15 protein-coding genes and 1 pseudogene are annotated in these 22649 nt (G+C 68.6%); 5 read left to right on the top strand and 11 right to left on the bottom strand.

Annotated features, from left to right (window positions below; genetic code table 11):
* Window positions 1-250: 250 nt before the first annotated feature.
* From AC0Z36_RS23465 to AC0Z36_RS23450, 4 genes are all read right to left on the bottom strand, one after another.
* Window positions 251-1066, bottom strand: coding sequence for a hypothetical protein (locus tag AC0Z36_RS23465; protein ID WP_485465002.1), 816 nt, complete (start codon window positions 1064-1066; stop codon window positions 251-253).
* Between the two features lie 324 nt (window positions 1067-1390).
* Window positions 1391-2746, bottom strand: a complete 1356-nt coding sequence (locus AC0Z36_RS23460) for an aminotransferase class III-fold pyridoxal phosphate-dependent enzyme (RefSeq protein WP_485465001.1) — start codon at window positions 2744-2746, stop codon at window positions 1391-1393.
* A complete protein-coding gene (locus tag AC0Z36_RS23455) occupies window positions 2743-4320 on the bottom strand; it encodes an aldehyde dehydrogenase family protein (RefSeq protein WP_485465000.1) in 1578 nt (525 codons plus the stop codon). The genes AC0Z36_RS23460 and AC0Z36_RS23455 overlap by 4 nt, the downstream gene beginning before the upstream one ends.
* Before the next feature lie 37 nt (window positions 4321-4357).
* Window positions 4358-5779: a KamA family radical SAM protein gene (locus AC0Z36_RS23450; protein WP_485464999.1), complete on the bottom strand. Its 1422-nt coding sequence runs from the start codon at window positions 5777-5779 to the stop codon at window positions 4358-4360.
* 882 nt (window positions 5780-6661) lie between these two features.
* On the opposite strand from AC0Z36_RS23450, the gene AC0Z36_RS23445 reads away from it, so the two are divergent.
* Window positions 6662-7720 carry a terpene synthase family protein gene (locus AC0Z36_RS23445; RefSeq protein ID WP_485464998.1) on the top strand — a complete coding sequence of 353 codons (1059 nt, stop codon included), beginning with the start codon at window positions 6662-6664 and terminating at the stop codon, window positions 7718-7720.
* A 158-nt stretch (window positions 7721-7878) separates the two neighbouring features.
* Here the strand turns inward: AC0Z36_RS23445 and AC0Z36_RS23440 are convergent.
* The 3 genes and pseudogenes from AC0Z36_RS23440 to AC0Z36_RS23430 all read right to left on the bottom strand — a co-directional run.
* Window positions 7879-8091 (bottom strand): annotated as a pseudogene (locus AC0Z36_RS23440) (ABC transporter substrate-binding protein); the annotation flags it as partial.
* A 71-nt stretch (window positions 8092-8162) separates the two neighbouring features.
* The gene (locus tag AC0Z36_RS23435; protein ID WP_485464997.1) at window positions 8163-9728 is read right to left on the bottom strand and encodes an ABC transporter substrate-binding protein; all 1566 of its coding nucleotides are present in this window, start codon (window positions 9726-9728) and stop codon (window positions 8163-8165) included.
* A gap of 190 nt (window positions 9729-9918) precedes the next feature.
* Window positions 9919-11529 carry an ABC transporter substrate-binding protein gene (locus tag AC0Z36_RS23430; RefSeq protein ID WP_485464996.1) on the bottom strand — a complete coding sequence of 537 codons (1611 nt, stop codon included), beginning with the start codon at window positions 11527-11529 and terminating at the stop codon, window positions 9919-9921.
* A 328-nt stretch (window positions 11530-11857) separates the two neighbouring features.
* Between AC0Z36_RS23430 and def the strand changes: the two genes are divergently transcribed.
* Window positions 11858-12520: a peptide deformylase gene (gene def, locus AC0Z36_RS23425; protein WP_485464995.1), complete on the top strand. Its 663-nt coding sequence runs from the start codon at window positions 11858-11860 to the stop codon at window positions 12518-12520.
* 244 nt (window positions 12521-12764) lie between these two features.
* On the opposite strand, the gene AC0Z36_RS23420 is transcribed toward def, so the two are convergent.
* A complete protein-coding gene (locus tag AC0Z36_RS23420) occupies window positions 12765-14576 on the bottom strand; it encodes a glycoside hydrolase family 3 protein (RefSeq protein ID WP_485464994.1) in 1812 nt (603 codons plus the stop codon).
* Window positions 14577-14783: 207 nt separating this feature from the next.
* Between AC0Z36_RS23420 and AC0Z36_RS23415 the strand changes: the two genes are divergently transcribed.
* Window positions 14784-15422, top strand: coding sequence for a TVP38/TMEM64 family protein (locus AC0Z36_RS23415; RefSeq protein ID WP_485464993.1), 639 nt, complete (start codon window positions 14784-14786; stop codon window positions 15420-15422).
* Between the two features lie 15 nt (window positions 15423-15437).
* Here the strand turns inward: AC0Z36_RS23415 and AC0Z36_RS23410 are convergent, their stop codons facing one another.
* Both AC0Z36_RS23410 and AC0Z36_RS23405 read right to left on the bottom strand, forming a co-directional pair.
* The gene (locus AC0Z36_RS23410) at window positions 15438-17750 is read right to left on the bottom strand and encodes a heavy metal translocating P-type ATPase (protein WP_485464992.1); all 2313 of its coding nucleotides are present in this window, start codon (window positions 17748-17750) and stop codon (window positions 15438-15440) included.
* 104 nt (window positions 17751-17854) lie between these two features.
* The gene (locus tag AC0Z36_RS23405) at window positions 17855-18061 is read right to left on the bottom strand and encodes a heavy-metal-associated domain-containing protein (protein WP_485464991.1); all 207 of its coding nucleotides are present in this window, start codon (window positions 18059-18061) and stop codon (window positions 17855-17857) included.
* 401 nt (window positions 18062-18462) lie between these two features.
* Between AC0Z36_RS23405 and AC0Z36_RS23400 the strand changes: the two genes are divergently transcribed.
* Both AC0Z36_RS23400 and AC0Z36_RS23395 read left to right on the top strand, forming a co-directional pair.
* Complete coding sequence (locus tag AC0Z36_RS23400; RefSeq protein ID WP_485464990.1) at window positions 18463-19176, top strand: hypothetical protein; 714 nt, start codon at window positions 18463-18465, stop codon at window positions 19174-19176.
* Complete coding sequence (locus tag AC0Z36_RS23395) at window positions 19122-20315, top strand: acyl-CoA dehydrogenase family protein (RefSeq protein WP_485464989.1); 1194 nt, start codon at window positions 19122-19124, stop codon at window positions 20313-20315. Before AC0Z36_RS23400 ends, AC0Z36_RS23395 begins: the two co-directional genes overlap by 55 nt.
* A gap of 53 nt (window positions 20316-20368) precedes the next feature.
* Here the strand turns inward: AC0Z36_RS23395 and glgX are convergent, their stop codons facing one another.
* Window positions 20369-22573 carry a glycogen debranching protein GlgX gene (gene glgX / locus AC0Z36_RS23390; RefSeq protein WP_485464988.1) on the bottom strand — a complete coding sequence of 735 codons (2205 nt, stop codon included), beginning with the start codon at window positions 22571-22573 and terminating at the stop codon, window positions 20369-20371.
* Window positions 22574-22649: the final 76 nt, after the last annotated feature.

Here is a 22649-nt window from a genome sequence, read left to right as displayed (position 1 = left end):
GAAGCGCAGCTTGGCGTTGATTTTTGGCACGCTGTTGAGTTCTCAAGGAACGGACGCTTCCATCGGGGGCTTTTCAGGGCCGCCCTCCGGGCGTTCAGTGCTTGTTAGGCACTGTGTTCTGTGTTTCTGTTGTGTTTGTCGGCGTTTCTTCCGACTCGGTAAGCTTAGCACGTCGTTTCCGGCGTATTTCCGCTTCCCGTTCGCTTCCGGTCAAGTCCTTTCGGGCTTTTCCTTCGGCGTGTTCCAAACCTTATCGGACCACATTCGTTTTGGGCCAATCGGCCTTCTGCTCATGTTTTCCAGCATCTGGAACGGGCCGCCGTTCCGGTTCTCCGGACTTCGGCAACTCGGTGAGATTACCGATCCCCGTGCCGCTGCGCAAATCCGGCCCGGCCTGGGCTTCGGCCTCAGCGGCGGCCTTCGTCCGGCGGCTGCAGCGCCAGTGGTGCACGACGCCCAGGATCAGCGCACCGCCGATCGCTACCAGGTGCTCCCGGCCGGCCAGGTTCGGCTTGATGATGGACTCCAGAGCCATGGAGCCGCCGGTGATCGCGAACAGCACCGGTGCCCGGCGTACGACTGCCAGATAGGTGAACAGTCCGACGACAGCCGCTGAGGGGCCGGTGTCAAGGACGTGCTTTGCCGCGGCCGGGAGGCCCAGGGCGTGGTCGGGGCCTAGTTCCATCATCGCGCGGGCGGTGAGCGTGCCCGCGAGCGTCGCGGCGTACCCGATGAACAGGGTCCGGCGTTTGCCGATCAGGATCTCGGCCATGCCGAAGGCCAGGAACAACTGGGTGATGCCGCCCCAGACCGGCAGGTCGGGCGCGGGGACGAACAATGAAACTGGAGTCCGCGCGACCTCCAGCCACAGGGGGAGGTCGGCGCGCACCTCCCCGAGGACGCGGACGACCACGGCACCCCAGGCCGTCTGGTGCATCGCGTGCAGCACGACTAGAGCTGTCGTGGTGAACAACGTCAGCGGGATGGCGGCCAGCTTGCGCCGCCCCAGCTCGGCGAACGGTTTAGCCGACAGGCGGTTCCATTCCCCCAGGAGTGCGCTGACCACAAACCACAGTCCCCGGACAACCCAGGCAATCGGCCCCCACCGATCAAGGTTCTTCGTGGCGGCCGCCCTGGACCACCACGCACCCGTCACACAACCGCAGTGCGTGTCGGCCTTCTCCGGAAGGCCGACACGCACACGCGTCGCCGACTGCTCCATCCCCGCCCCTTTTGTCTCACCATGCGCGACATGACTGCGCACGATGACATCGTGACGGCCGGTGGACGCGCTCCGCTTTCCGCCCACCATCTTATGAACGAGTCGGCTGTGAAACGTCGGCAAAAAGGATGAATTGGATCAGACCTCCGCAGTATTAGCCCCTCAGGACTAGCGGACGACCTCCCCTGAGCGCTCAGCGGTGACCTCTACGGCGACCTCGGTGATGACCTCGATCAGGATGTCCGCCCCGGCTGCGGCCTGGTCCTCGCGCAGGACCAGTGGCGGTGAGACACGGACCGCACTGTCACCCGCTTGGAGGACCAGGAGTCCGCGCTGGAAGCAGGCCTTCTCCACACGGTCGGCGAGTCCGGCGTCGGTGAAGGTGATGCCGATCATCAGTCCAACGCCGGTGATCTTCTCCACAATGGGTGACTCCTCGACCGCCCGGAGCCGGTCGAAGAGGTATTCCCCCTGCTTGCGCGCGTTGTCCGCAAGGGATCCTGTGATGAGGTCGATGGTCGCGAGGGCCGCCGCGCAGGCGACCGGATTGCCACCGTACGTGGAGCCGTGGACCCCGCCGGGCCAGTCCATGACGCCCTCCCGGGCGATCATGGCGCTGATCGGCATGCCGCTGGCGATGCCCTTGCCGGACAGGATGATGTCCGGCACCACCCCGTAGTGCTCGGTTGCCCAGAACATCCCCGTACGGCCGCAGCCGCTCTGGATCTCGTCGGCGATCAGCAGGATGCCGTGCCGGTCGCACAGTTCCCGCAGGTTGGCGTACCAGTCGGCGTCAGCCGGGATGTAGCCGCCTTCGCCGAGGACCGGCTCGACCACGATCGCGGCCACGTCGTCCGGGCCGACGAGGCGCTTGAAGACGACCTCTTCCAGATAGCCGGGGACGTGTGCCTCGCCGCCGCCGTCCAGGACGAAGCGGTCGTTGTAGGGAGCGTGCACTACGCCGGGGAGCAGCGGGCCGAAGCCGTCCTTGTAGGTGTGCTTCGAACCGGTGAGCGACATGCTCGCGTACGTACGACCGTGGAAGGAGCCCAGGAAGGAAACGATGTGCGAGCGGCCGGTGTGCATGCGGGCGAGTTTGACCGCGGCTTCGACGGCCTCCGTACCGGAGTTGCCGAGGAAGACCCGGCCGCTGCCGAAAGGGCTCACCTCGATCAGCCGTTCGCACAGTTCCGTGTAGACGGGGTTGTAGAAATCGGAGTTGCAGTAGTGGAGGAGGCGGCCGGCCTGGTCCCGGACCGCTTCGACGACCTGCGGGTGGGAGTGGCCGGTGGAGTTGACCGCGATCCCGGCGTTGAAGTCGAGCAGCACGTTGCCGTCGACGTCCTCAAGCAGGCTGCCTTCGCCCCGCGCGGGGACGCACGGGTAGGCCCGGGGCAGGGAGGGGCTGGTGACCGCCTGGTCGCGGGCGACCGCCTCCAGTGCGCGCGGTCCCGGCATCGGGGTGCGCAGGACGGGTCCCGAGTGGGCCCCCAGAACGGTCGGTTCCGCTACTTCGGTGCTCACGCTGCTCCTTCTGAAGATTCGGTCATCCGTACGACGCTGTGGCTCTGCTCCCGCGCGTACTGCTGCGCGTAGTACTCGCCGCCGCCGCCGCGCCCGCCGTTGCCTGAGCCGTTCCAGCCGCCGAAGGGCTGCATCCCGGGCCACGCGCCGGTGGTCGCCCCGGCCGGGCGGTTGATGTAGACGACACCGGCGTGGACTGCGGTCAGGAAGGCGTCGACTTCGCTCTGGTCCCGGGAGAAGAGCCCCGCGGTCAGGCCGTACGGCGTGTTGTTCGCTTCGGTCAGGGCGTCGTCGAAGTCCTCGAAGACGTTCACGGCCACGAACGGTACGAACAGTTCGTCCGTCCAGACCCGGTGCGTGCGGTCGACTTCGACCAGCGTGGGTTCGACGTACGCGCCCCAGCGCAGGTCTCCTTCGGTGAGCCGGTGGCCGCCGGCCAGGAGGCCCGCGTGGCCCACGTCGGAGACCGCCTGTTCGAAGCGGGCCAGGGCGCGTTCGTCGACCACCGGGCCGAGGTCGGTGTCCCGGCGGGCCGGATCGCCCACCCGGAGGGCTGCGATGCGTTCGGTCAGGGCCGCGACCAGGGGGTCCCGGAGTGAGCGGTGCACCAGGACCCGGGAGCAGGACGAGCACTTCTGCCCGCTGAACCCGAACGCCGACCGGACGATCCCGTCGGCGGCGACCCGCACGTCGGCGCTGCTGGCCACGATCGCGGGGTTCTTGCCGCCCATCTCGACGATCACCGGCTTGGGGCGGCCGCCCGACGCGATCTGCCTGCTGATCGCCATGCCCGTCTCGTACGAGCCGGTGAAGGTGATGCCGTCGATGTCGGCGGCGACCAGGGCGGCGCCCACGGTCTCGCCCGGTCCGGGCACGACCTGGAAGGCGTCGGCCGGGACTCCCGCCCGTACGACGGTGTCCCGCAGGCGCAGCGCGCTGAGGTAGGCCTGTTCGGACGGTTTGAGGATGACGGTGTTCCCGGCCGCGAGGGCCGCGGCGGCCGGCCCGGCGGACAGGGCCAGGGGGTAGTTGAAGGGTGCGATGACGGCCCACACGCCGTACGGGCGCAGCACGCTGCGCGTCTGTTCCCGCTCCGATGTGCTGGCCAGGGGCTTTTCGAACCCGTTGTTGACGCGCCACTGGTTGCTGTAGTAGCGGAAGAACTCGGCGGCCTCTTCGGCTTCGCCGAGGGCTTCGATGCGGGTTTTGCCGATTTCGACGGTGAGGACGGCCGCCAGGGCGAACACCTCGGCGGACAGGAGTTCAGCCGCGTGTTCGAGCACGGTGAGGCGCTCGGTCCACGGTCGCGCGCTCCAGTCGCGCTGGGCCGTGCGGGCGGACCGTACGACGTCTTTGATGTCTTCGGCGGTCATCGTCTCGAAGTGGCCGACGGTGACGCGGGTGTCGGCCGGGGACTTCTCCTCGGTGGTGCCGCCGGGCCTGGCGCCCGGGCCGGTGAGGGGGTGTGCGGCGCCGAGTCGGGCGCGCAGTTCTTTGACCGCGTTCTCGTAGCCGTGGTGGAGGTCCTCACCCGGTACGGCGAGGTCTCCGTACGTGATCTTTGTGGTGCTCATGCGCACGGCTCCATCCGTCGGACCGGATCTGCGGCGTTCACCGGGCTGCCTTCGTCTGTTGCTCCCACCAGGCCCTGCCCTCTTCGGGCAGGGTGTGGATCGGGTCGTAGTAGTTGTAGGTGCGCGCGGTGGTGTCGGCTTGGTCGCCGTCCAGTGCGGTGCGGTAGTTCTTCGCCCACTCCGAGACGCCGGTGGTGCGGTCGTACGCGACTTCCTGGTGCACCCAGCGCTTTCCGACGTACGGGACGTCGCAGACCAGCCGCGGGGTGGCGAAGCCGGGGAGGTAGCCCATTATCCCGGCTTGGAGTTCCTGGGCGCGGGCCAGCGAGAGCCGCCAGTGCTCGCTCTCGGGGATCATGTCGCAGAGGTAGAAGTAGTACGGCATGATCGCGGCCTGGTCGAGCAGGGCGAAGCACAGGTCGAGCAGGTCGTGGACGGCGTCGTTGACGCCGTGCAGCAGTACTCCCTGGTTGCGGACGTCGCGGATTCCCGTGCCCAGGACGGCTTTTGCTGCTTCGGCGACCAGCGGGGTGACCGACTGGACGCTGTTGCAGTGGGTGTGCAGGGCGATCGAGACGTTTCTCTCCCGGCCCTTCGCGGCCAACCGCTCGAGTCCGGCGAGGACTTCGGGCTGCATCCAGTGCTGCGGCAGGCCGATGAGGGCTTTGGTGGCGAGGCGGATGTCCCGGATGGATTCGACGTCCATCAGCCGGGAGACGAAGTCCTCCAGGCGTGGCCACGGCATGTTGGCCACGTCGCCGCCGGAGACCACGACGTCGCGTACGCCCGGTGTCCTGCGCAGGTAGTCGAGCATCCGGTCGGTGCGGTCGACCGGTTTCAGTTCGAACTTGGTCTTGGTGACGGTGGCGGTGGAGTTGCCGACCAGGTCCATCCGGGTGCAGTGGCCGCAGTACTGCGGGCAGGTGGAGAGCAACTCGGCCAGGACCTTGGTCGGGTAACGGTGCGTCAGTCCTTCGACCGCCCACATCTCCGACTCGTGGAGGGAGTCGCGTCCGGCCATCGGGTGCGAGCCCCAGTCGGTGCGCCGGTCGGAGGCCAGCGGCAGCATGTAGCGCCGTACGGGGTCGGCGTAGAAGGCCGCGGTGAGGGCGCCGGGCGCGGGCGCCGGCCCGGTGGCCATGGTGTTCAGCATCTGCGGCGGCAGCAGTATCGACATGGTCGCGTGCCGCTGCTGATCAGCCGTCAGGTCGTCGTAGACCTTGTCGTCGACCAGGTCGCCGAGTACGCCGTGGAGCTGGGCCACGTTCTTGACGCAGTGGGCTCGTTGCCACTGGGTGGAACGCCAGTCGGCCTCGGTGACGTCGCGCCAGCCCGGGAAGCGCCGCCAGTCGGGCTCGACGAGTTCCTTGGCGCGGTATTCGTAAGGCTGGGGCGGACGGTGCGGTCCTGCCGGTGGTGTTGCCGGATCTGTTGAGCTGTGGTGCGTTGGAGCCGTCATCGGTGCCTCCACACGGTTGCGGAAGTACAGGACCGTGCGGCACGGGTGGTCCGCCGGAACTGGGGAACGACGGATGGCCGCCTGGGCCGTCCGCCGGATGTACGGGAACACAGGTGCTCGCGCCGGGGGACGACCCGGCGCGGGAGTGGGAATCCTTGACGGTGTACAGGCTTGCCCTTTTACGGCCGCCCTGCATGTGCCGCTTCAGACCGCCACCCGATGAACGTAAAGCTGCAACATCGCGGCGGTCAAGCACCCGGCAGGTTGTCGCTCAACCGTCCACGGCCAGCACGGTGGTGGCGGAGGCGTCCACACGACACGGCCTGCGCCGGTTCGGAAACGACCGTATGGATGCGGCCGGTCCGGCCGAGGGTGACCGTACGGTCATTTTCGACCACCCGGGAACGGGACAAAGCAGTGTCGGATCTGACTGATCAGGGTTGCAGATCAAGATGGGCGAGAACGAAAGACAGGACCACCTAAAACGGTCAATTGTGGCCTATTTTCAAACTTTTATGCCCAGCGACGGAATCGGCACAGGTCCCGCGAACGCTCCGCTGGCCCGGTCTCCCGGGCAGGAAAACCACTCCCAGGGGTGTATTCAGGTCAGGTCGACTGGAAGCGACAATCACTACTTCAGTCGTGTTCAAGCACGTGAGACGCTTGATTCATGCCGATCGGGTGAGATCCGCACATGGATCAGTGGCTGTCCCGTTCTGTTCGCCTCGCTCCTCTGCCAGGGGTTACGGCTGAATGGACACGTGCAGAGGCGCTTGGGCGCCTCCACGGTGGTAAACACACAGGACGGACAGCACGCCGGTCGGTCCATCAGGTGGAAGCCGGGGCGGGCCGCCGTTCCGGTCTGGCACGCAGGAGGCCGTTGTGCCCCAGAACGTTACTTTCGAAATTCCGTTCGCACCGCTGATCAGCCCGGACGTGGACCGGGCCCGGACGCACTCGGTGAACTGGCTGCGCGAGCGCGGGTTGCTGCGCAGCGAGGCCGGCGTCGCCGAGTACTTGTCGTGGGACCTCGCCCAGGCGGCGGCCCGCACGTTCCCGTACGCCGTCGGGCGCGACCTCGAACTTCTGATCGACTTCTTCTCGTTCGCCTTCCTCTTCGACGACCAGTTCGACCCGGCCGTCGAGAACCGGCAGGAGGCGGTGGCCGCGGTCTCCCGGGAGATGATCACCATCCCGTTCCGCCCGGCCGGGATGCCGCCGCAGATCGACTGCCCGATCACCCGGGGCTGGGTGGAGGTGTGGGCGCGCTTGTCCGACGGTATGTCCACCACGTGGCAGAACAGGTTCAGCGCGAACTGGGCCAGGTTCCTGGCCGCGCACGCCGAGGAGGGTTACGCGGTCTCGCAGGGGGCCGCGCCCAGCCTGGAGGAGTACATCGAGTTCCGGCGGCGCAGTGTGGGGATCCACCACTCCCTCGACGCGGCCGAGCCGGGCCGCCGGTTCGAGATCCCGCCGCAGGTCGCGGCGCATCCGCTGAACTGCGCTCTGCGGGACGCGGCGGCCGACGCCATCGCGTTCATGAACGACATCCACTCGCTGGAGCGGGAGGAGCGGCGCGGGGACCCGCACAACCTGGTCACGGTGTTACGCCGGGAACTGGGGTGCTCGCGGGCGGCGGCGGTCGAGGAGGCGGCGCGGCTGACCCGCCTGCGGCTGGCCGAGGTGGTGCGGCTGATGGACGCGATGCCCGAGCTGTACACACAGCTGGCGTTGTCCCCGGTGGAGCGCACGGCCGCCGAGTGGGGTGTGGAGGCTGTGCGCAACTGGATCCGGGGCAACCACGACTGGGCGGTCTCCAGTGGCCGGTACGCCTCGGCGGGGCCGGTGGCGGTGGCCGCGTACCACGACGATCTGTTGACGGACAATCAGGCAGGTTCGGCACAGCCGGTGAACGGGCGGCTTCCGGCGCAGTCGGCGTAAGGACCGCCGGTGCGGGGGTTGTCAGTGTAGGGGTTGTCACGGGTCCGGCCAGGACGCGGGCAGGGGTCGCGGTGCGCCGCGGCTCCTGCGCGTTCTCCGCGTACGGGAACTCCCGTACGCGATCTGATTCCTGACTTTTCGTCCGGAGCGCGATGCGGCTATTTCCGGAGCCCCACGCGGTCCCAGAGGATCAGGCCGTCGCTGAAGCCCTGGACGCCGGTGACCTTGTCGCTGTAGAGCACCGCGGCGATCTGGAGGGAGCCCCAGGACTCGTCGAGGTGGGTCCCCCAGGTGGCCTTGACCGCGTCCGCGTTCAGCGGGGTCCCGTCGGTGAACCGGATGCCGGGCCGCAGCGTCAGGCTCCACACCGAGCCGTTGCCGTCCGATTTGGTGTGGCGGCGGGGTCAGGACCCGCCGCCACGCCTTGGTGTGACCGCTCCGGCTACTTCAGTCCGACGCGGTCCCAGAGGATCAGGCCGTCGTTGTAGGGCTGCACCCCGGTGACCTTGTCGCCGAAGAGCACCGCCGCAGCGGCCTCCTGGAAGACCCAGAACGGGACTTCCTTGTTGAGCTGCTGCTGGACCTGGGTGTAGGCGTCGCGCCGGGTGTCCTGGTCGACCGCCTCACGGGCCTTCTCCAACTGCCTGTCGACCACGTCGTTGCTGTAGCCGGTGAAGTTGTTCGAACTGCCCGTGCGCAGGAGCTGGTAGAGGTGCGGTTCCGGGTCGTCGGCCCACAGTCCCGACAGCGCCGCCTGGTAGTCCCCCGTCGCCTGCTTGACCGCCAGGTCGACCACGCTGAGCGTCTGGATGTCGACTGTGACGCCGAACACCGCCAGCTTCTCCTTCAGGAGCTGGCCGACGCCCTGGGTGGCCGGGTCCTGGGACACGATGTAGGTGAAGTTCCGCTTCTTGCCGTCCTTGGCGAGTTCGGCGAACAGTGCCTTGGCCTTCTCCGGCTGGTTCTCCTGCGGCGCGAGCTGACTGTTGGCCAGCGGCGAGTTGGCGTTGAAGATCCCCCGGGCCGGGACGCCCTTCCCGCCGTAGTACCTGTCGTTGATTTCGGCCGAGCTGAGCGCCAGGACCACCGCCTGCCGGAAGCGGACGTCGTTGAACGGCGCCGTACGGTTGTTGAAGACGACCATCAACCCGCCGGACAGGTTGAGCCGCTGCATCCCGACGGACGAGCCGCCGACTTCGTTGAGCGCCTGTGAGTCGATGGTGATGGTGGCGAGCGAACTGTCCTTCTTGATGTCCCTGGCGACGTTGCGGAGTCCGGTCGAGGACGTGAAGACGACCTTGTCGAGGTACGGCTTGCCCTTCTGCCAGTAGTTCGGGTTCTTCACCATCGTCATGCGGCCCGGCACGGTCTCCGCGAGCATGAACGGCCCGGCACCCACCGGCTTCCTGCTGATCCCCGGTCCGTCCTTCTGCATCGACGCCGGGGAGGCGATGAAGTTGAGCTGGGAGGCCACGAGCCGGTCGAAGTTGGCGTTCGGCCGGTCCAGGGCGATCTTCAGTTCGTTGTCGGCCACCTTCGTCAGCTTCATCGTGCTGACCATCGCCGCCTGCAGTGAGCGCCACTGGGGGTCTTTGTTGGCCTCCCAGTTGAATTTCACCGCGTCGGCGTTCAGCGGAGTGCCGTCGCTGAACTTGATTCCCGGGGTGAGGCGCAGCAGCCACTCCTTGCCCGCCGCGTCCACTCCGGAGAGCTGGGCCATCTGCGGCTGGATGACTCCGGTGGCCGGGTCGGTCCACACCAGCGCGTCGTAGAGCGCCGACATGCGGTTGCCGTCGGAGATGCTGAGGTGCGAACCGCTGAGCGGGTCCAACGGGCCGGAGTCGCCGGGAAGCTGGAAGTTGAGGGTGCCGCCGCGCTTGGGCGTGCCCACGGCACCGGACGGGGTGCCGTCGCCGCTCTCGCCGCACGCGGCGGACGACAGGGCCACGGCGCACAGCAGGGCGGCCAGACGCAGGGTGCGGGGGGTGCTGCGTTGTACGAAGTTCATCGGGGATCCGGATCCTGTACGTGCGTTCACCAAATGACTGACCCCGCCGCCCTGGGGAAGCAGGGGGCGGGGTCGTTCCGCGCGTCACAGTAGACGTGCGTCACACCAACCAGAAAGGTGTGTTGCGTGAATCACAGCACAGGCGGCGGACATACATGCTGACACGCAGTCAATTCGGGCCCGGCACAGGCTATTTCAGGCCGACCCGGTCCCAGAGGATCAGGCCGTCGTTGAAGGCGGTCACGCCGGTGACCTTCTTGGCGGAGACCACCGCGGCGGTCGCCTCCTGGTAGACCCAGAACGGCAGATCGCGGTTCACCTGCTGCTGGACCTTCGTGTACGCCTCACGGCGGCTGTCGGTGTCGATGGTCTGACGGGCGGCCTCAAGTGCCGTGTCCACGACGGCGTTGCCGTAGCCGGTCCGGTTCGCGAAGTCGCCCGAGTGCATGAAGTGGTAGAGCAGCGGTTCCGGGTCGCTGGCCCACACGCCGGACAGGCCCATCTCGTACTGCCCCATGGCTTGACGGACCGCCAGCTGGGCCGGGTCGATGGGTTCGACGTTCACCGTGACACCCGCGAACGCCGCCAGTTTGGCCTTGACGTACGCGCCCATCTCCCGGCTGTTGGGGTCCGAGTTCGTCAGGAAGGTGAACTCGGTCTTCTTGCCCTCGGCCGCGAGCACGCCGAACAGTGCCTTGGCCTTGCCCGGGTTGTTCTCCAGCGGCGCGAGCTGGCTGTTGGCCAGCGGCGAGTTGGCCGCGAAGATCCCGTGGGCCGCCGCGCCCTGGCCGCTGTACACCTTTTCGTTGAGCTCGGTGGAACTGAGCGCGGACACGACCGCCTGCCGGGCCCGGACGTCGTTGAACGGCGGCTTCTTCGTGTTGAAGGCGACCATGAGGCCGCCGGACAGGTTGAGCCGGGTCACGTCGAGCCCGGCCTCGCCGGCCCCGTGGATGGCCTCCGGGTCGACGGCGACGGACAGGTCGCCCCGGCCGTTCTTGACGTTGTCCCCGAGCTTCGCCACGTTCTGGTCGGTCTTGAAGACGACCTTGTCCAGGTACGGCATGCCCTTCTGCCAGTAGTCCGCGTTCTTCACCAGCGTCTGGTGGTCGTTCGGGACGATCTCCGCGAGTGTGTAAGGCCCCGCGCCCACCGGGTGCTCGCCGAGCTTCGTGCCCGCCTTGGCCAGCGCGGCGGGCGAGACGATGAAGTTCAGCGCGCTGGCGACCAGGCGGTCGAAGTTGGCGTTCGGCTTCGCCAGCGTGATCTTCAGGACCAGGCCATCAGCGTCCATGCTCTTGATGCCCTGGACCATGCCGGCCTGGATCGAGTGCCGGGCCACGCTGGTGTGCTCCAGCCAGGTCGCCCGGACCGCGGCGGCGTCCAGCGGAGTGCCGTCGCTGAACCGGATGCCGGGTTTGACGGCCAGCGTCCAACTGGAGTCGTTGTCCGCGGTGAGGCTTTGCGCCATTTGCGGCTGGACGACGCCGGTGACCGGATCCGTCCACACCAGGACGTCGTAGACGGCCGCCATGCGGTTGCCGTCGGCGACGCTCATCGCGGAGGCGCTGAACGGGTCGATCCCGGCGGAGTCGCCGGGGCTGAGGAAGGTGAGCGAGCCGCCCGGCTTGGGGGTCGCGGGGCCGGCGGCCGACCCGGTGTCGCCACTGCCGCTGTCGCTGCCACAGGCGGTCGACAGGAGAGCGACGGACGCCGCCACGGCGGCCAGACGTGCTATTCGGCCGGGCCGGCGAACCCCGGTTCCCGGTCGGCGAGTGTCGTTGGGGGAGATGAGACTCATGGGAATGTCCGGATCTGACGTGCGGTTATCAGGGGAGGCCCGACACCCCCGGATCGCGCCACTGACCACATTAGAAGCATGCGTGCGCACTTCTGACCGGCCGTCCGTTTTGTGGGACCTGACAGGTCGCACATTTGGGACATCCGCCGGGGGATGAGACGCATCCCACACGGCACCTCCTGTCCGGGCCCGGTCGCGCCCGTCACCGGCCGCCGGGGGCCATCCCTGCGTACGGCGGCCACAGCCGCAGGGGAGAATGGTCCCGAGCAGTTGACTGTACGGATTCACACCCCCGCGGGAAGCGGCGGGCGGCAGCGGAAGGCGATCGATGGCCGAGCAACACGACCACAAGCACGAGGGCGAGCACCAGACGTTCCACCAGGGACTACTGGTCGACTCGTACCCGGCGCAGGCCCCGGAGGCGGCGCGCGGCAAGGCCCTGCGGGTCACCGAGGTCGGCGAGGCGATCCTGCACCGCCCGCTGAAGGAAGTGTCCGGGTTCGGTACGCCCGCGTTGAACACCCTGATCGACGACATGTTCGCCACCATGTACGTGGCCGACGGCGTCGGTCTGGCCGCGAACCAGGTGGACGTCGACCTGCGCGTATTCGTCTACGACTGCCCGGACGACGAGGGTGACCGGCACGTCGGGCACATCGTGAACCCCGTACTCGACGATCTCGGCACGGCCGGACGCACGCTCGACGAGGCCGCCGAGGGCTGTCTGTCCGTCCCCGGCGCGTACGAGGACCTGGCCCGCCCCGACCGCGCCGTCGTGCGCGGCTTCGACCGGGACGGTGCCCCGGTGGTCCTCGAAGGCGACGGTTTCTTCGCCCGCTGCCTCCAGCACGAGACCGACCACCTCAACGGCTACCTCTACATCGACCGGCTGTCCAAGCGGGACCGCAAGTCGGCGCTGAAGCAGATGGAGGCGGAGCGCGAGCGGATCTTCGCCAAGCGCGAAGCCAAGGCCGAGGCGCTCGGCAAGTAGCCGGCCGTACGCGGAGCAGGGCCGGACCCCGTCGGGGTCCGGCCCTGCTGTATCACCGCTGAGTGGCGATGGGCGTGCAGCGTCCCTGAGCGCCCGGCTGTGAACCACAGCTGCTTCGCAGCGGGCACAGCGCCGAAGGCGCGGTCAGGAGCTGAGTGGCCCGGTGCGGAGCAGAGGGACACACAGGTCACGGGCCGGAGCGTGACTTCCGGAGCGAACCGAGGAAGTCACGTTCCGATCCGCCTTAGTAGGACAGCCCGAAGCCGAACTCGAACACGGCGTTCTTGCTGTCCGACGGGACGTCCTCGCGCTGCGCGCGCACGTCGTCCATCGAGCCCGGCAGTTGGAACGGCAGCCGGCCCGCGGGGGCGACGTTGCCGAACAGCGTCTCCAGGAGCGAGCGGTCCGAGCAGCCGTACGAGGCGACCAGCGCGGCCGACTCCTCGACCAGCTCGGGGATGACCGCGGCGCGCTCCAGGTAGATGTCGACGACCGTCGGCACCGCGGACATGACGGCCGTGTTGGCTGCCTTCTCGTCGTCGTCGAAGTCGAGGCGGCCGTCGTGGAAGAACGACTCGAACATCGTGTGACGGGGCTCGTACGGCGTCTTCAGGCGCAGGATCGCCAGGTCGGCGTCCTCGATCTTCTCCACGACCTGGGTGTACTCGGCCGCGACGGCCGGGTCCAGGCCCTGGACGAAGACCTTCACACCGGCGGTGAGCGGCAGGACGGGTGCGGATTCGCGTCCCTCAAGCGTGCCGTTCTTGAGCAGGGTGACCGAGCGGCTCTGGGCCAGCTCGCCGGCCTTCCGGCTCTCCGGAGTGCCGCACAGCGCGTCGGCCGCTTCGGCGTCCACGAAGGGGTTCTCGAACAGGCCGAGGACGAACTTCTCCTTCAGCAGGCGGCGGACCGACACGTCGAGCCGGTCCGTGCTGACGCGGCCGGAGTTGACCAGTTCGATGACGTACTGCGGGCAGGACTCGCCGCCGAACTGGTCGCAGCCGGCGTTGAGGACCTTCTCGACGCGCTCAAGCCCGGTCAGGTGCTCCACGCCCCACGCGCGGGCCGGGAAGGTGGCGTCCATGATCGTAGCGTCGGTGATCAGGCCCCAGTCGGTGCAGACGATCCCGTCGAAGCCCAGTTCCTCGCGCAGGATGCCGGTGATGACGCCCTTGTTGAAGCCGAAGGCGGCCTCTTCGTGCCCGGTGCCGACGGGCATGCCGTAGTACGGCATCATCTGCGAGCAGCCGGCCTCAAGGGCCTTCTTGAAGGGCTCCAGGTGGTAGTCCCAGTTGTCGCCCGGGTAGACCTGCTCGCGCCCGTACGGGAAGTGCGGGTCGAGGCCGTCCTTCTGCGGGCCGCCGCCCGGGAAGTGCTTGACCATCGCGGCGACCGACTCCGTGCCGAGGGTGTCGGTCTGGAGGCCCTTGATGTAGGCGGCGACCAGTCGGCCGGTGATCTCCGCGTCCTGGCCGAAGGTCAGGCCGGTACGCGCCCAGCGCGGCTCGGTCGCCAGGTCGATCTGCGGGTGCAGGGCCACCCGGATGCCGCAGGCGAGGTACTCGCGGCGGGTGATGTCCGCGAACTCCTCGACGACCTTCTCGTCGTTGATCGCGGCCAGGCCCAGGGTCTCCGGGAACTGTGCGAAGCCCTCGGTGGCGACTGCGGCGCCCACGTTGTCCATGTAGTGGTGGCGCGGGTCGGTGGAGATCGTGACCGGGATGCCCAGGCGGGTGCGCAGCGCGCGCTCCTGGATCTTGTTCTGCCACCCGGCGATGTGCGAGGGCCTGGCGTCACCGAGGAGGTTGAAGTGGTTCATGAGGGAGTTGTCCATCATGTCCACGGTGGCGCGGCCGAACGGGCTGTCGCCGCCTTCGACGACGGTGCCCTCGGGGCCCATCACAGCAATGGTCTGGAACATCAGACCGGCCTTCTCCTCCAGCGTCATCCGCTGGAGGAGGTCCTCGACGCGCTCGGCGACTGGGAGTGCCGCGTTCTCGTACGGTGCGGTGGCCTCGCCGCGTACGGATGCGCGGGTGGGGGTGGAGCCGGTCATCGTTGACCTCCTGGCGGGGATCCGGATTCCGTACCACTGATTGGTAACAGCCGGATCGAAAACCTACTGACTACTAGGTTTTAACATGCCGGAGGGCCGCTCCGTAAGCGGTGTGACGTACTCGGGACGTGTTGCGGTTGTACTGGTGCCTACGATGGACAGTCCGCCGACGTCGGGCCGCTCATCACCCCTTGGAGGACCCCACCCGTGGAAACGCTGCGGAACTGGTTGCACGACGGCGCCTGGACCTCATGGCCGCTGCCGGTGACCATCGTGGTCTTCCTGGTGGTCTGCGCCCTCGGGGTGACCGCCCTGATACCCAAGACGCTGTTCGCTCCGGCGGCCGGTGCCCTGTTCGGCCTGACCACAGGCCTGGTGGTCTGCGTGGCCGGGGCGACCGCGGGCGGCTGGCTGTCCTTTGTCATCGGCCGCCGGATCGGCCGGGATCGGGTGCGGGCCTGGCTGTTCAAACGCAAGGTGCTCGCCGACCTCGACGCCCGCCTGGCCCGGGACGGCATCGTGCCCATCATGGTCCTTCGGATGATTCCGATACTTCCGGCCTCCGCGGTCAACTGGGGTGCGGCGGCGACGAGTGTCCGGCTCGGGCACTTCCTCATCGGTACGGCGGTCGGCCTGGTGCCGATGACCCTCGTCCAGGTGGCGGCCGGAGCGTCGCTGCGGGACGGCGTGTCCGCCCCGGTGGTGGTGTCGGTGTTCGCCGGGTGCGCGCTGACGGGTGTGGCGGTGTACCTGGTCCGGCGGCGGCAGTCCGGGCCGGCGGCCGGGACGGTCACCGGAACGGCCGCGGGGGCGTCACCGGCCTCCGGTGACGCCCCCGCGCTGTGAACTCCCGGGCGCGACTCAGGCGCTCACGCTCTCCCGTACCGGCCCGGCGACCGCTGTGCTCGCAGCTATCGCCGCCTCCTGGCCGGTGGCCTTGAAGCGCCGCAGGCGCAGCGAGTTGGCCACCACGAAGACCGAGGAGAAGGCCATGGCCGCTCCGGCGATCATCGGGTTGAGCAGTCCGGCCACCGCGAGCGGGATGGCCGCGACGTTGTAGGCGAAGGCCCAGAACAGGTTGGACTTGATCGTCCGCAGGGTGGATCGGCTGAGCCGGATCGCGTCCACGGCGGCGGTCAGGTCGCCGCGGACGAGGGTCAGGTCGGCTGCTTCGATGGCGGCGTCGGTGCCGGTCCCCATCGCCAGGCCGAGGTCGGCGGTGGCCAGGGCCGCCGCGTCGTTGACCCCGTCGCCGACCATGGCGACCGTACGGCCTTCGGCCTGGAGCCTGCGGACCGCGTCGACCTTGCCTTCGGGCAGGACTCCGGCGATGACCTCGTCGATGCCGACCTGTGCGGCGACGGCTCTGGCGGCGCGCTCGTTGTCGCCGGTGAGCAGCACGGGGGTCAGTCCGAGCTTCCTGAATCCGGCGATCGCGGCCTTCGAGGTCGGCCGGACGGTGTCGGCGACGACCAGGACGCCGCGGGCTTCGCCGTCCCAGGCCACGGCGATGGCCGTACGCCCCGATTCTTCTGCCTGGTCCAGGGCGTCCTTGAGGTCCTGCGGGACTTCCAGGGCCCAGTCTTCGAGGAGGCTGGGCCGTCCGGCGAGGACGGCGTGGCCGTCGACCACTCCTTCGACGCCGCGGCCTTCGCGGTTGGTGAAGGATTCGACTCCGGGGAGGTCGCCGAAGCGGGCTGCGGCTTCGGCGGCGATCGCCTTGGCGATGGGGTGTTCACTGGCGTGTTCGAGGGCGCCGGCCAGGCGCAGCAGTTCTGCCGCGTCCTGTCCGGCGGCCGGGACGACGCCGGTGACGGTCATCCGGCCTTCGGTGACGGTGCCGGTCTTGTCCAGGACGATGGTGTCGACCTTGCGGGTGGACTCCAGGGCTTCCGGCCCCTTGATCAGGATGCCGATCTGCGCGCCGCGTCCGGTGCCGACGAGCAGGGCCACCGGGGTGGCCAGGCCCAGGGCGCAGGGGCAGGCGATGACGAGTACGGCGACGGCCGCGGTGAAGGCCTCGATGCCGCCTGCGCCGGTGCCGAGCCAGAAGCCGAGGGTGGCGACGGCCAGGGCGATGACCACCGGGACGAAGACCGCGGAGACCCGGTCGGCGAGGCGCTGCACGGCGGCCTTGCCGGTCTGGGCGTCGGACACCAGCTGGCCCATCCGGGCGAGCTGGGTGTCGGCGCCGACGCGGGTCGCCTTGACGACGAGGCGGCCTCCGGCGTTGACGGTCGCGCCGGTGACGGTGTCCCCGGGGCCGACTTCGACGGGTACGGATTCGCCGGTGAGCATCGAGGCGTCCACGGCCGAGGAGCCTTCGACGACCTCGCCGTCCGTGGCGATCTTCTCCCCCGGGCGGACGACGAACCGCATACCGGGGGTCAGCCGGTCGACCGGGATCAGCTCTTCGCGTCCGTCGTCCCGTACGACGGTCACGTCCTTCGCGCCCAGTTCGAGCAGGGCCTTGAGCGCCGCGCCCGCCTTCCGCTTGGAGCGGGCTTCGAAGTAGCGCCCGGCGAGCAGGAACGCGATCACTCCGGCGGCGGCTTCGAGGTAGGGCTCGGCGTGTCCGCCCGTACCGGCAGTGAAGTTGAAGTCCATCGTCATGCCCGGTTCACCGGCGCCGCCGAAGAACAGGGCGTACAGCGACCAGCCGAAGGCGGCCAGGGTGCCGAGGGAGACGAGGGTGTCCATGGTGGCCGCACCGTGCCGCAGGTTCTTCACGGCGGCCTGGTGGAACGGCCAGCCGCCCCAGACGACCACGGGTGCGGCGAGCATCAGGATCAGCCACTGCCAGAAGCGGAACTGGAAGGGCGGGACCATGGAGAGGACGATCACCGGTGCGGCGAGCGCGGCGCTGACGAGCAGCCGCTGCCGCAGGGCCTTGAGCGGGGCGTCCGCCGCGGGTCCGGCGGCTTCCGCCGACTTCTGCTGTACGGGTGATGCCGTGTATCCGGCCGACTCGACGGCCGCGACGAGGGCGGCGGGGTCCAGGTCGGCCGGGTAGCTGACGCTCGCCCGCTCCAGGGCGAAGTTCACGCTCGCCTGGACGCCGTCCAGTTTGTTGAGTTTGCGCTCGATGCGGTTGGCGCAGGAGGAGCAGGTCATGCCACCGAGCTCCAGGTCGATGTGCGCGCCGACCGGAGTCGGTGTGTTCGGGGTGGTCATGTCTGGTCCTCCCGGGTCCGGCACTGGCAAATTCTACTACTACGGGGTAGGGGTATCGAGGCCCCGGCCGCGCCGTCGGCGGGCGGCGCGGCCGGGGCGGACCCTCAGACCGTCTGGTAGCCGGCCTCGGCTACGGCCTTGCGTACGGCCTCGTCGTCGACCGGACCGCCGGCGGCGGTCACGGTGACCAGGCCGGTGGCGAGTTCGACCTTGACGTCGGTGACACCCGGGACCTCGGTGACCTCCTCGGTCACCGAGGCGACGCAGTGGCCGCAGGTCATTCCGGTGACGGTGTAGGTGGCAGTGCTCATGGCTGACTCCTTTGAGGGTTCCGGCGGATCCGGCCGCCGGGGGCGACCGTTCAGTGTGCTTGATCCCGCCACCCGGCGCCCGTCGGGCATCCGTTCGGCTTCACATCACTGAAGTTATACCCCTAGGGGGTATCTAGGCAAGAGATCGGCGGAGCATCTCCGGAAATTGCCCGAACCCGCAGCTCAGCGGGCCGACACCGCACCGTCAAACCCGTCGACAACCCCACCGCCTGCCAAAAAAACCTGGAAAACAACTGCTCCCCTACCCCCCTACGGTAATTTCCGCAGACCGCTCCGTGTCCGCCGTACGAGTGCACCCGGACCACCGTCCGGGCTGGGCACAACCCAGCCCGTTTCCCGCCACTCCCCCGCACCGGGCCCGCGGCTCCTACCCTGGGACCATGCGTCGCGTCGGAACCCCGCCACCCGCGGGATGCGCGCTGTCCGAACCCGCCACGGCCCGCGCGCTGCGCTACTACCGGCTGCGCTCCTGGGCGCTCACGGCGGCCGGGCTGCTCACCCTGCTCACCGGCCTCGCCGTCCAGACACTCGTGCTGACGGCCGACAGCCACCCGGCGCTGCGGATACTGGCGTCCGCGCTCAGCACCGCCGGTGTGCTGGCCACGTGCGTCGGCGTCGGCGGGTCCGTCAACGCCGCCCGGATGGACCGCACGCTGCGCCGCTACCCGTGGGTCGCCTGCCCGTACCGCTTCCACGCCCTGGGCGGCCACCCGGTCGTGATCCTCATCGATCCGCTCGGCGACCGGTCCCAGTTCACCCTCGCGATCACCGCCCGCACCGACAACTGGCGTCCGCTCGCCCGGTCGGAACAGGACAAACTCTGGTTCGCCGGAGACCCCTCCACGGGTGGTGTCCTGTCCCCACCCGGTGGCGAACACCTGGTGTGGGGCCGCCCGATCCGGCTGCACCCCATCCGCCGCCACCTGCTGCGTTCAATCGTGAAACCCGATCCCAACCCCGGTATGACATACCTTCTGCGGCCGGATCGCACTAACGTCGGCTCCGACCCCACGCCACCGACGGAGCGAGGAAGCCGGACATGCCGCAGGCCGCCCGCACAACCCCCACCCCGACTGCCGACCCCATCGAGCTGATCTGCGGTCCCGATCTGCTCACCGATGAAGAGACGGCCGTCCGGGACACCGTCCGCCGGTTCGCCGACGAACAGATCCGCCCGCACCTGGCCGACTGGTTCGAGCGTGGGCACTTCCCGCGTGAGCTGGTCCCCGAGTTCGGCCGGCTCGGCCTGCTCGGCATGCAGTTGGAGGGCTACGGATGCGCCGGGGTCAACACCGTGTCGTACGGCCTGGCGTGCATGGAGATGGAGGCCGCGGACGCCGCGCTGCGCAGTTTCCTGTCCGTCCAGGGCTCGCTGGCCATGTTCGCGATCCACAAGTTCGGCTCCGGTGAGCAGAAGCAGCAGTGGCTCCCGCGGCTGGCCGCCGGCGAGGCGATCGGCTGCTACGGCCTGACCGAACCGGACTTCGGCTCCAACCCCGGCGGGATGCGGACGAACGCCAAGAAGGACGGCACGGACTGGATCCTCAACGGCTCCAAGATGTGGATCACGAGCGGCTCGATCGCCGACGTCGCCGTGGTCTGGGCCAGGACGGACGAAGGCGTACGGGGTTTCCTCGTGCCCCAGGGCACTCCCGGCTTCACCGCGACCGACATCAAGCAGAAGCTGTCGATGCGCATCTCGGTCACCTCGTCGCTGTCGTTCGACGACGTCCGGCTCCCGGCCGACGCGGTGCTGCCGCTGGCCGAGGGACTGCGCGCGCCGCTGAGCTGCCTGGACGAGGCCCGGCTCGGGATCGTGTTCGGCTGCCTGGGTTCGGCCCGCGAGTGCCTGACCACGGCGATCGACTACGCGTCGACACGCGAAGTGTTCGACAAGCCGCTCGGCGGCTACCAGCTGACCCAGCAGAAACTCGCCGACATGGCCCTGGAACTCGGCAAGGGCTACCTGCTCGCGCTGCGCCTCGGCCGGCTGAAGGAGTCCGGTCAGCTGACGCCGCTTCAGGTCAGTGCGGCCAAGCTCAACAATGTACGGGAGTCCATGGAGATCGCCCGGACGGCCCGGACGATCCTGGGGGCCAACGGCATCACGCTGGACTACCCGGTCCTGCGGCACGCCAACAACCTGGAGTCGGTGCTGACGTACGAGGGCACGACCGAGGTCCACACGCTGGTGCTCGGGCAGGCCCTCACCGGACAGAACGCCTTCCGCTGAACCTGACGGCGGGCGCTTCGCGTCCTGGCGGGGCGCCCGCCGTACGACCGCCCCTAGAAAAGGCGTTTGAGCACCTGCATCGACCGGCCGTCCAGATGGAGTGTGCCGCCAGCCTTCGCGGCCGGTTTGTCGCGGTCCAGGACCACCACCGCGGCGGTGTCGAGTTCCGACTGCCAGGCCGATCCGTACTTCTTCGCCGGGATCTTGAAGTCCAGGGGCCCGTCGTGCGCGTTGACCAGGAGCAGGAACGAGTCGTCACTGACGGCCTCGCCGCGCGGGCCCGGTTCGGCGATCGCGTCGCCGTTGAGGTAGACGGCTACGGACTTGTTGAAACCCGCGTTCCAGTCGCGCGGCCTCATCATCCTGCCCTCCGGGGTGAACCAGGCGATGTCCGGCAGGCCCTTGGGGTCGTCGTCGGCGGGCCGGCCGCGCAGGAACCGGCGGCGGCGGAAGACCGGGTGCGCGCGGCGCAGCCGGATCACCCGCTGCACCCATTCCAGGAGGACCCACTGCTCGCGGCCGCGTTCCCAGTCCATCCAGGAGATCTCGTTGTCCTGGCAGTAGGCGTTGTTGTTGCCGCGCTGGGTGCGGCCGATCTCGTCGCCGTGGGCCAGCATGGGGACGCCCTGGGACAGCAGCAGGGTGGTGAGCAGGTTGCGCTTCTGCTTCTCCCGCAGGACCAGGATCTCCAAGTTGTCGGTGTCACCCTCCACTCCGAAGTTCCAGGAGCGGTTGTGGTTTTCGCCGTCCCGGTTGTCCTCGCCGTTGGCCTCGTTGTGCTTGTCGTTGTACGAGACGAGGTCGTGCAGCGGGAAGCCGTCGTGGCAGGTGATGAAGTTTATCGACGCGAACGGGCGGCGTCCGTCGTCCTGGTAGAGGTCGGACGAGCCGGTCAGCCGAGCGCCGAACTCCGGGAGCGAGCCGGACTCACCGCGCCACATGTCGCGTACGGAGTCGCGGTAGCGGCCGTTCCACTCGGTCCACAGCGGCGGGAAGTTGCCGACCTGGTAGCCGCCTTCCCCGACGTCCCACGGTTCGGCGATGAGTTTGACCTGACTGACCACCGGGTCCTGCTGGACGAGGTCGAAGAAGGCCGAGAGCCGGTCGACTTCGTGGAACTGCCGCGCGAGGGTGGCCGCGAGGTCGAAGCGGAAGCCGTCGACGTGCATGTCGGTGACCCAGTAGCGCAGGGAGTCCATGATGAGCTGGAGCACGTGGGGGTGGGACATCCGCAGGGAGTTGCCTGTGCCGGTGGTGTCGTTGTAGTAGCGCTGGTCGTCGGCGAGCCGGTAGTAGCCGGGGTTGTCGATGCCGCGGAAGGACAGCGTCGGCCCGAGGTGGTTGCCTTCGGCGGTGTGGTTGTAGACCACGTCGAGGATGACCTCGATGCCGGCCTGGTGCAGGCATTTGACCATGTAGCGGAACTCCTGCACCTGCTGGCCGAGTTGACCGGTGGAGGAGTACTCGTTGTGCGGGGCGAAGAAGCCGAGGGTGTTGTAGCCCCAGTAGTTGCGCAGACCGCGCGCTTCGAGGTGCCCGTCATGGACGAACTGGTGCACCGGCATCAGTTCGATCGCGGTGATGCCGAGGTTCTTGAAGTAGTCGATCATCACCGGGTGCGCGAGCGCCGCGTACGTGCCGCGGATCTCGTCGGGGATGTCCGGATGACGCATCGTCAGGCCGCGGACGTGCGCCTCGTAGATGATCGTCTCGTGGTACGGGATCCCCGGGCGCCGGTCGTCACCCCAGTCGAAGAAGGGGTTGACCACCACGGAGGTCATCATGTCCGGTGCCGAGTCGGTCGTGTCCATGACGTCGGGCTCGCCGAAGCTGTAGCCGAACACGCCCTGCCCCCAGCGGATCCGGCCGTCGAAGGCCTTTCCGTACGGGTCTACGAGGAGTTTGTTGACGTTGCACCGCAGGCCCCGCGCGGGGTCCCACGGACCGTGGACGCGGAACCCGTAACGCTGTCCCGGCTGCACACCCGGGACGTAGCCGTGCCACACCCCGCCGTCGACCTCCCGCAGGGAGATCCGCCGTTCCTGCCCGGCACCGCCCAAGCCGGCACCGCCCAAGCCGACACCGCCCAAGCCGACACCGCCCAAGCCGACACCGCCCAAGCCGGCACTGCCCAAGCCGGCACCGTCGAGCAGGCACAGGTCCACGCCCTCGGCCTCACCGCTGTACAACGCGAAGTTGGTGCCGGTCCCGTCGTACGTGGCGCCGAGCGGATAGGGACGGCCGGGCCATAGTGCCATCTGAATGCTCCTCGGGTGTCGTAGGCGACTTTTCTTCGAAGATCTGCCCGAGTGCGCCGGGTTCACGCCCCGCCGC

It is taken from the genome of Kitasatospora sp. UYEF31, assembly GCF_057291755.1.
Note: the sequence above shows the minus strand (reverse complement) of the source record. Positions and strands in the feature narration are given on the sequence as shown.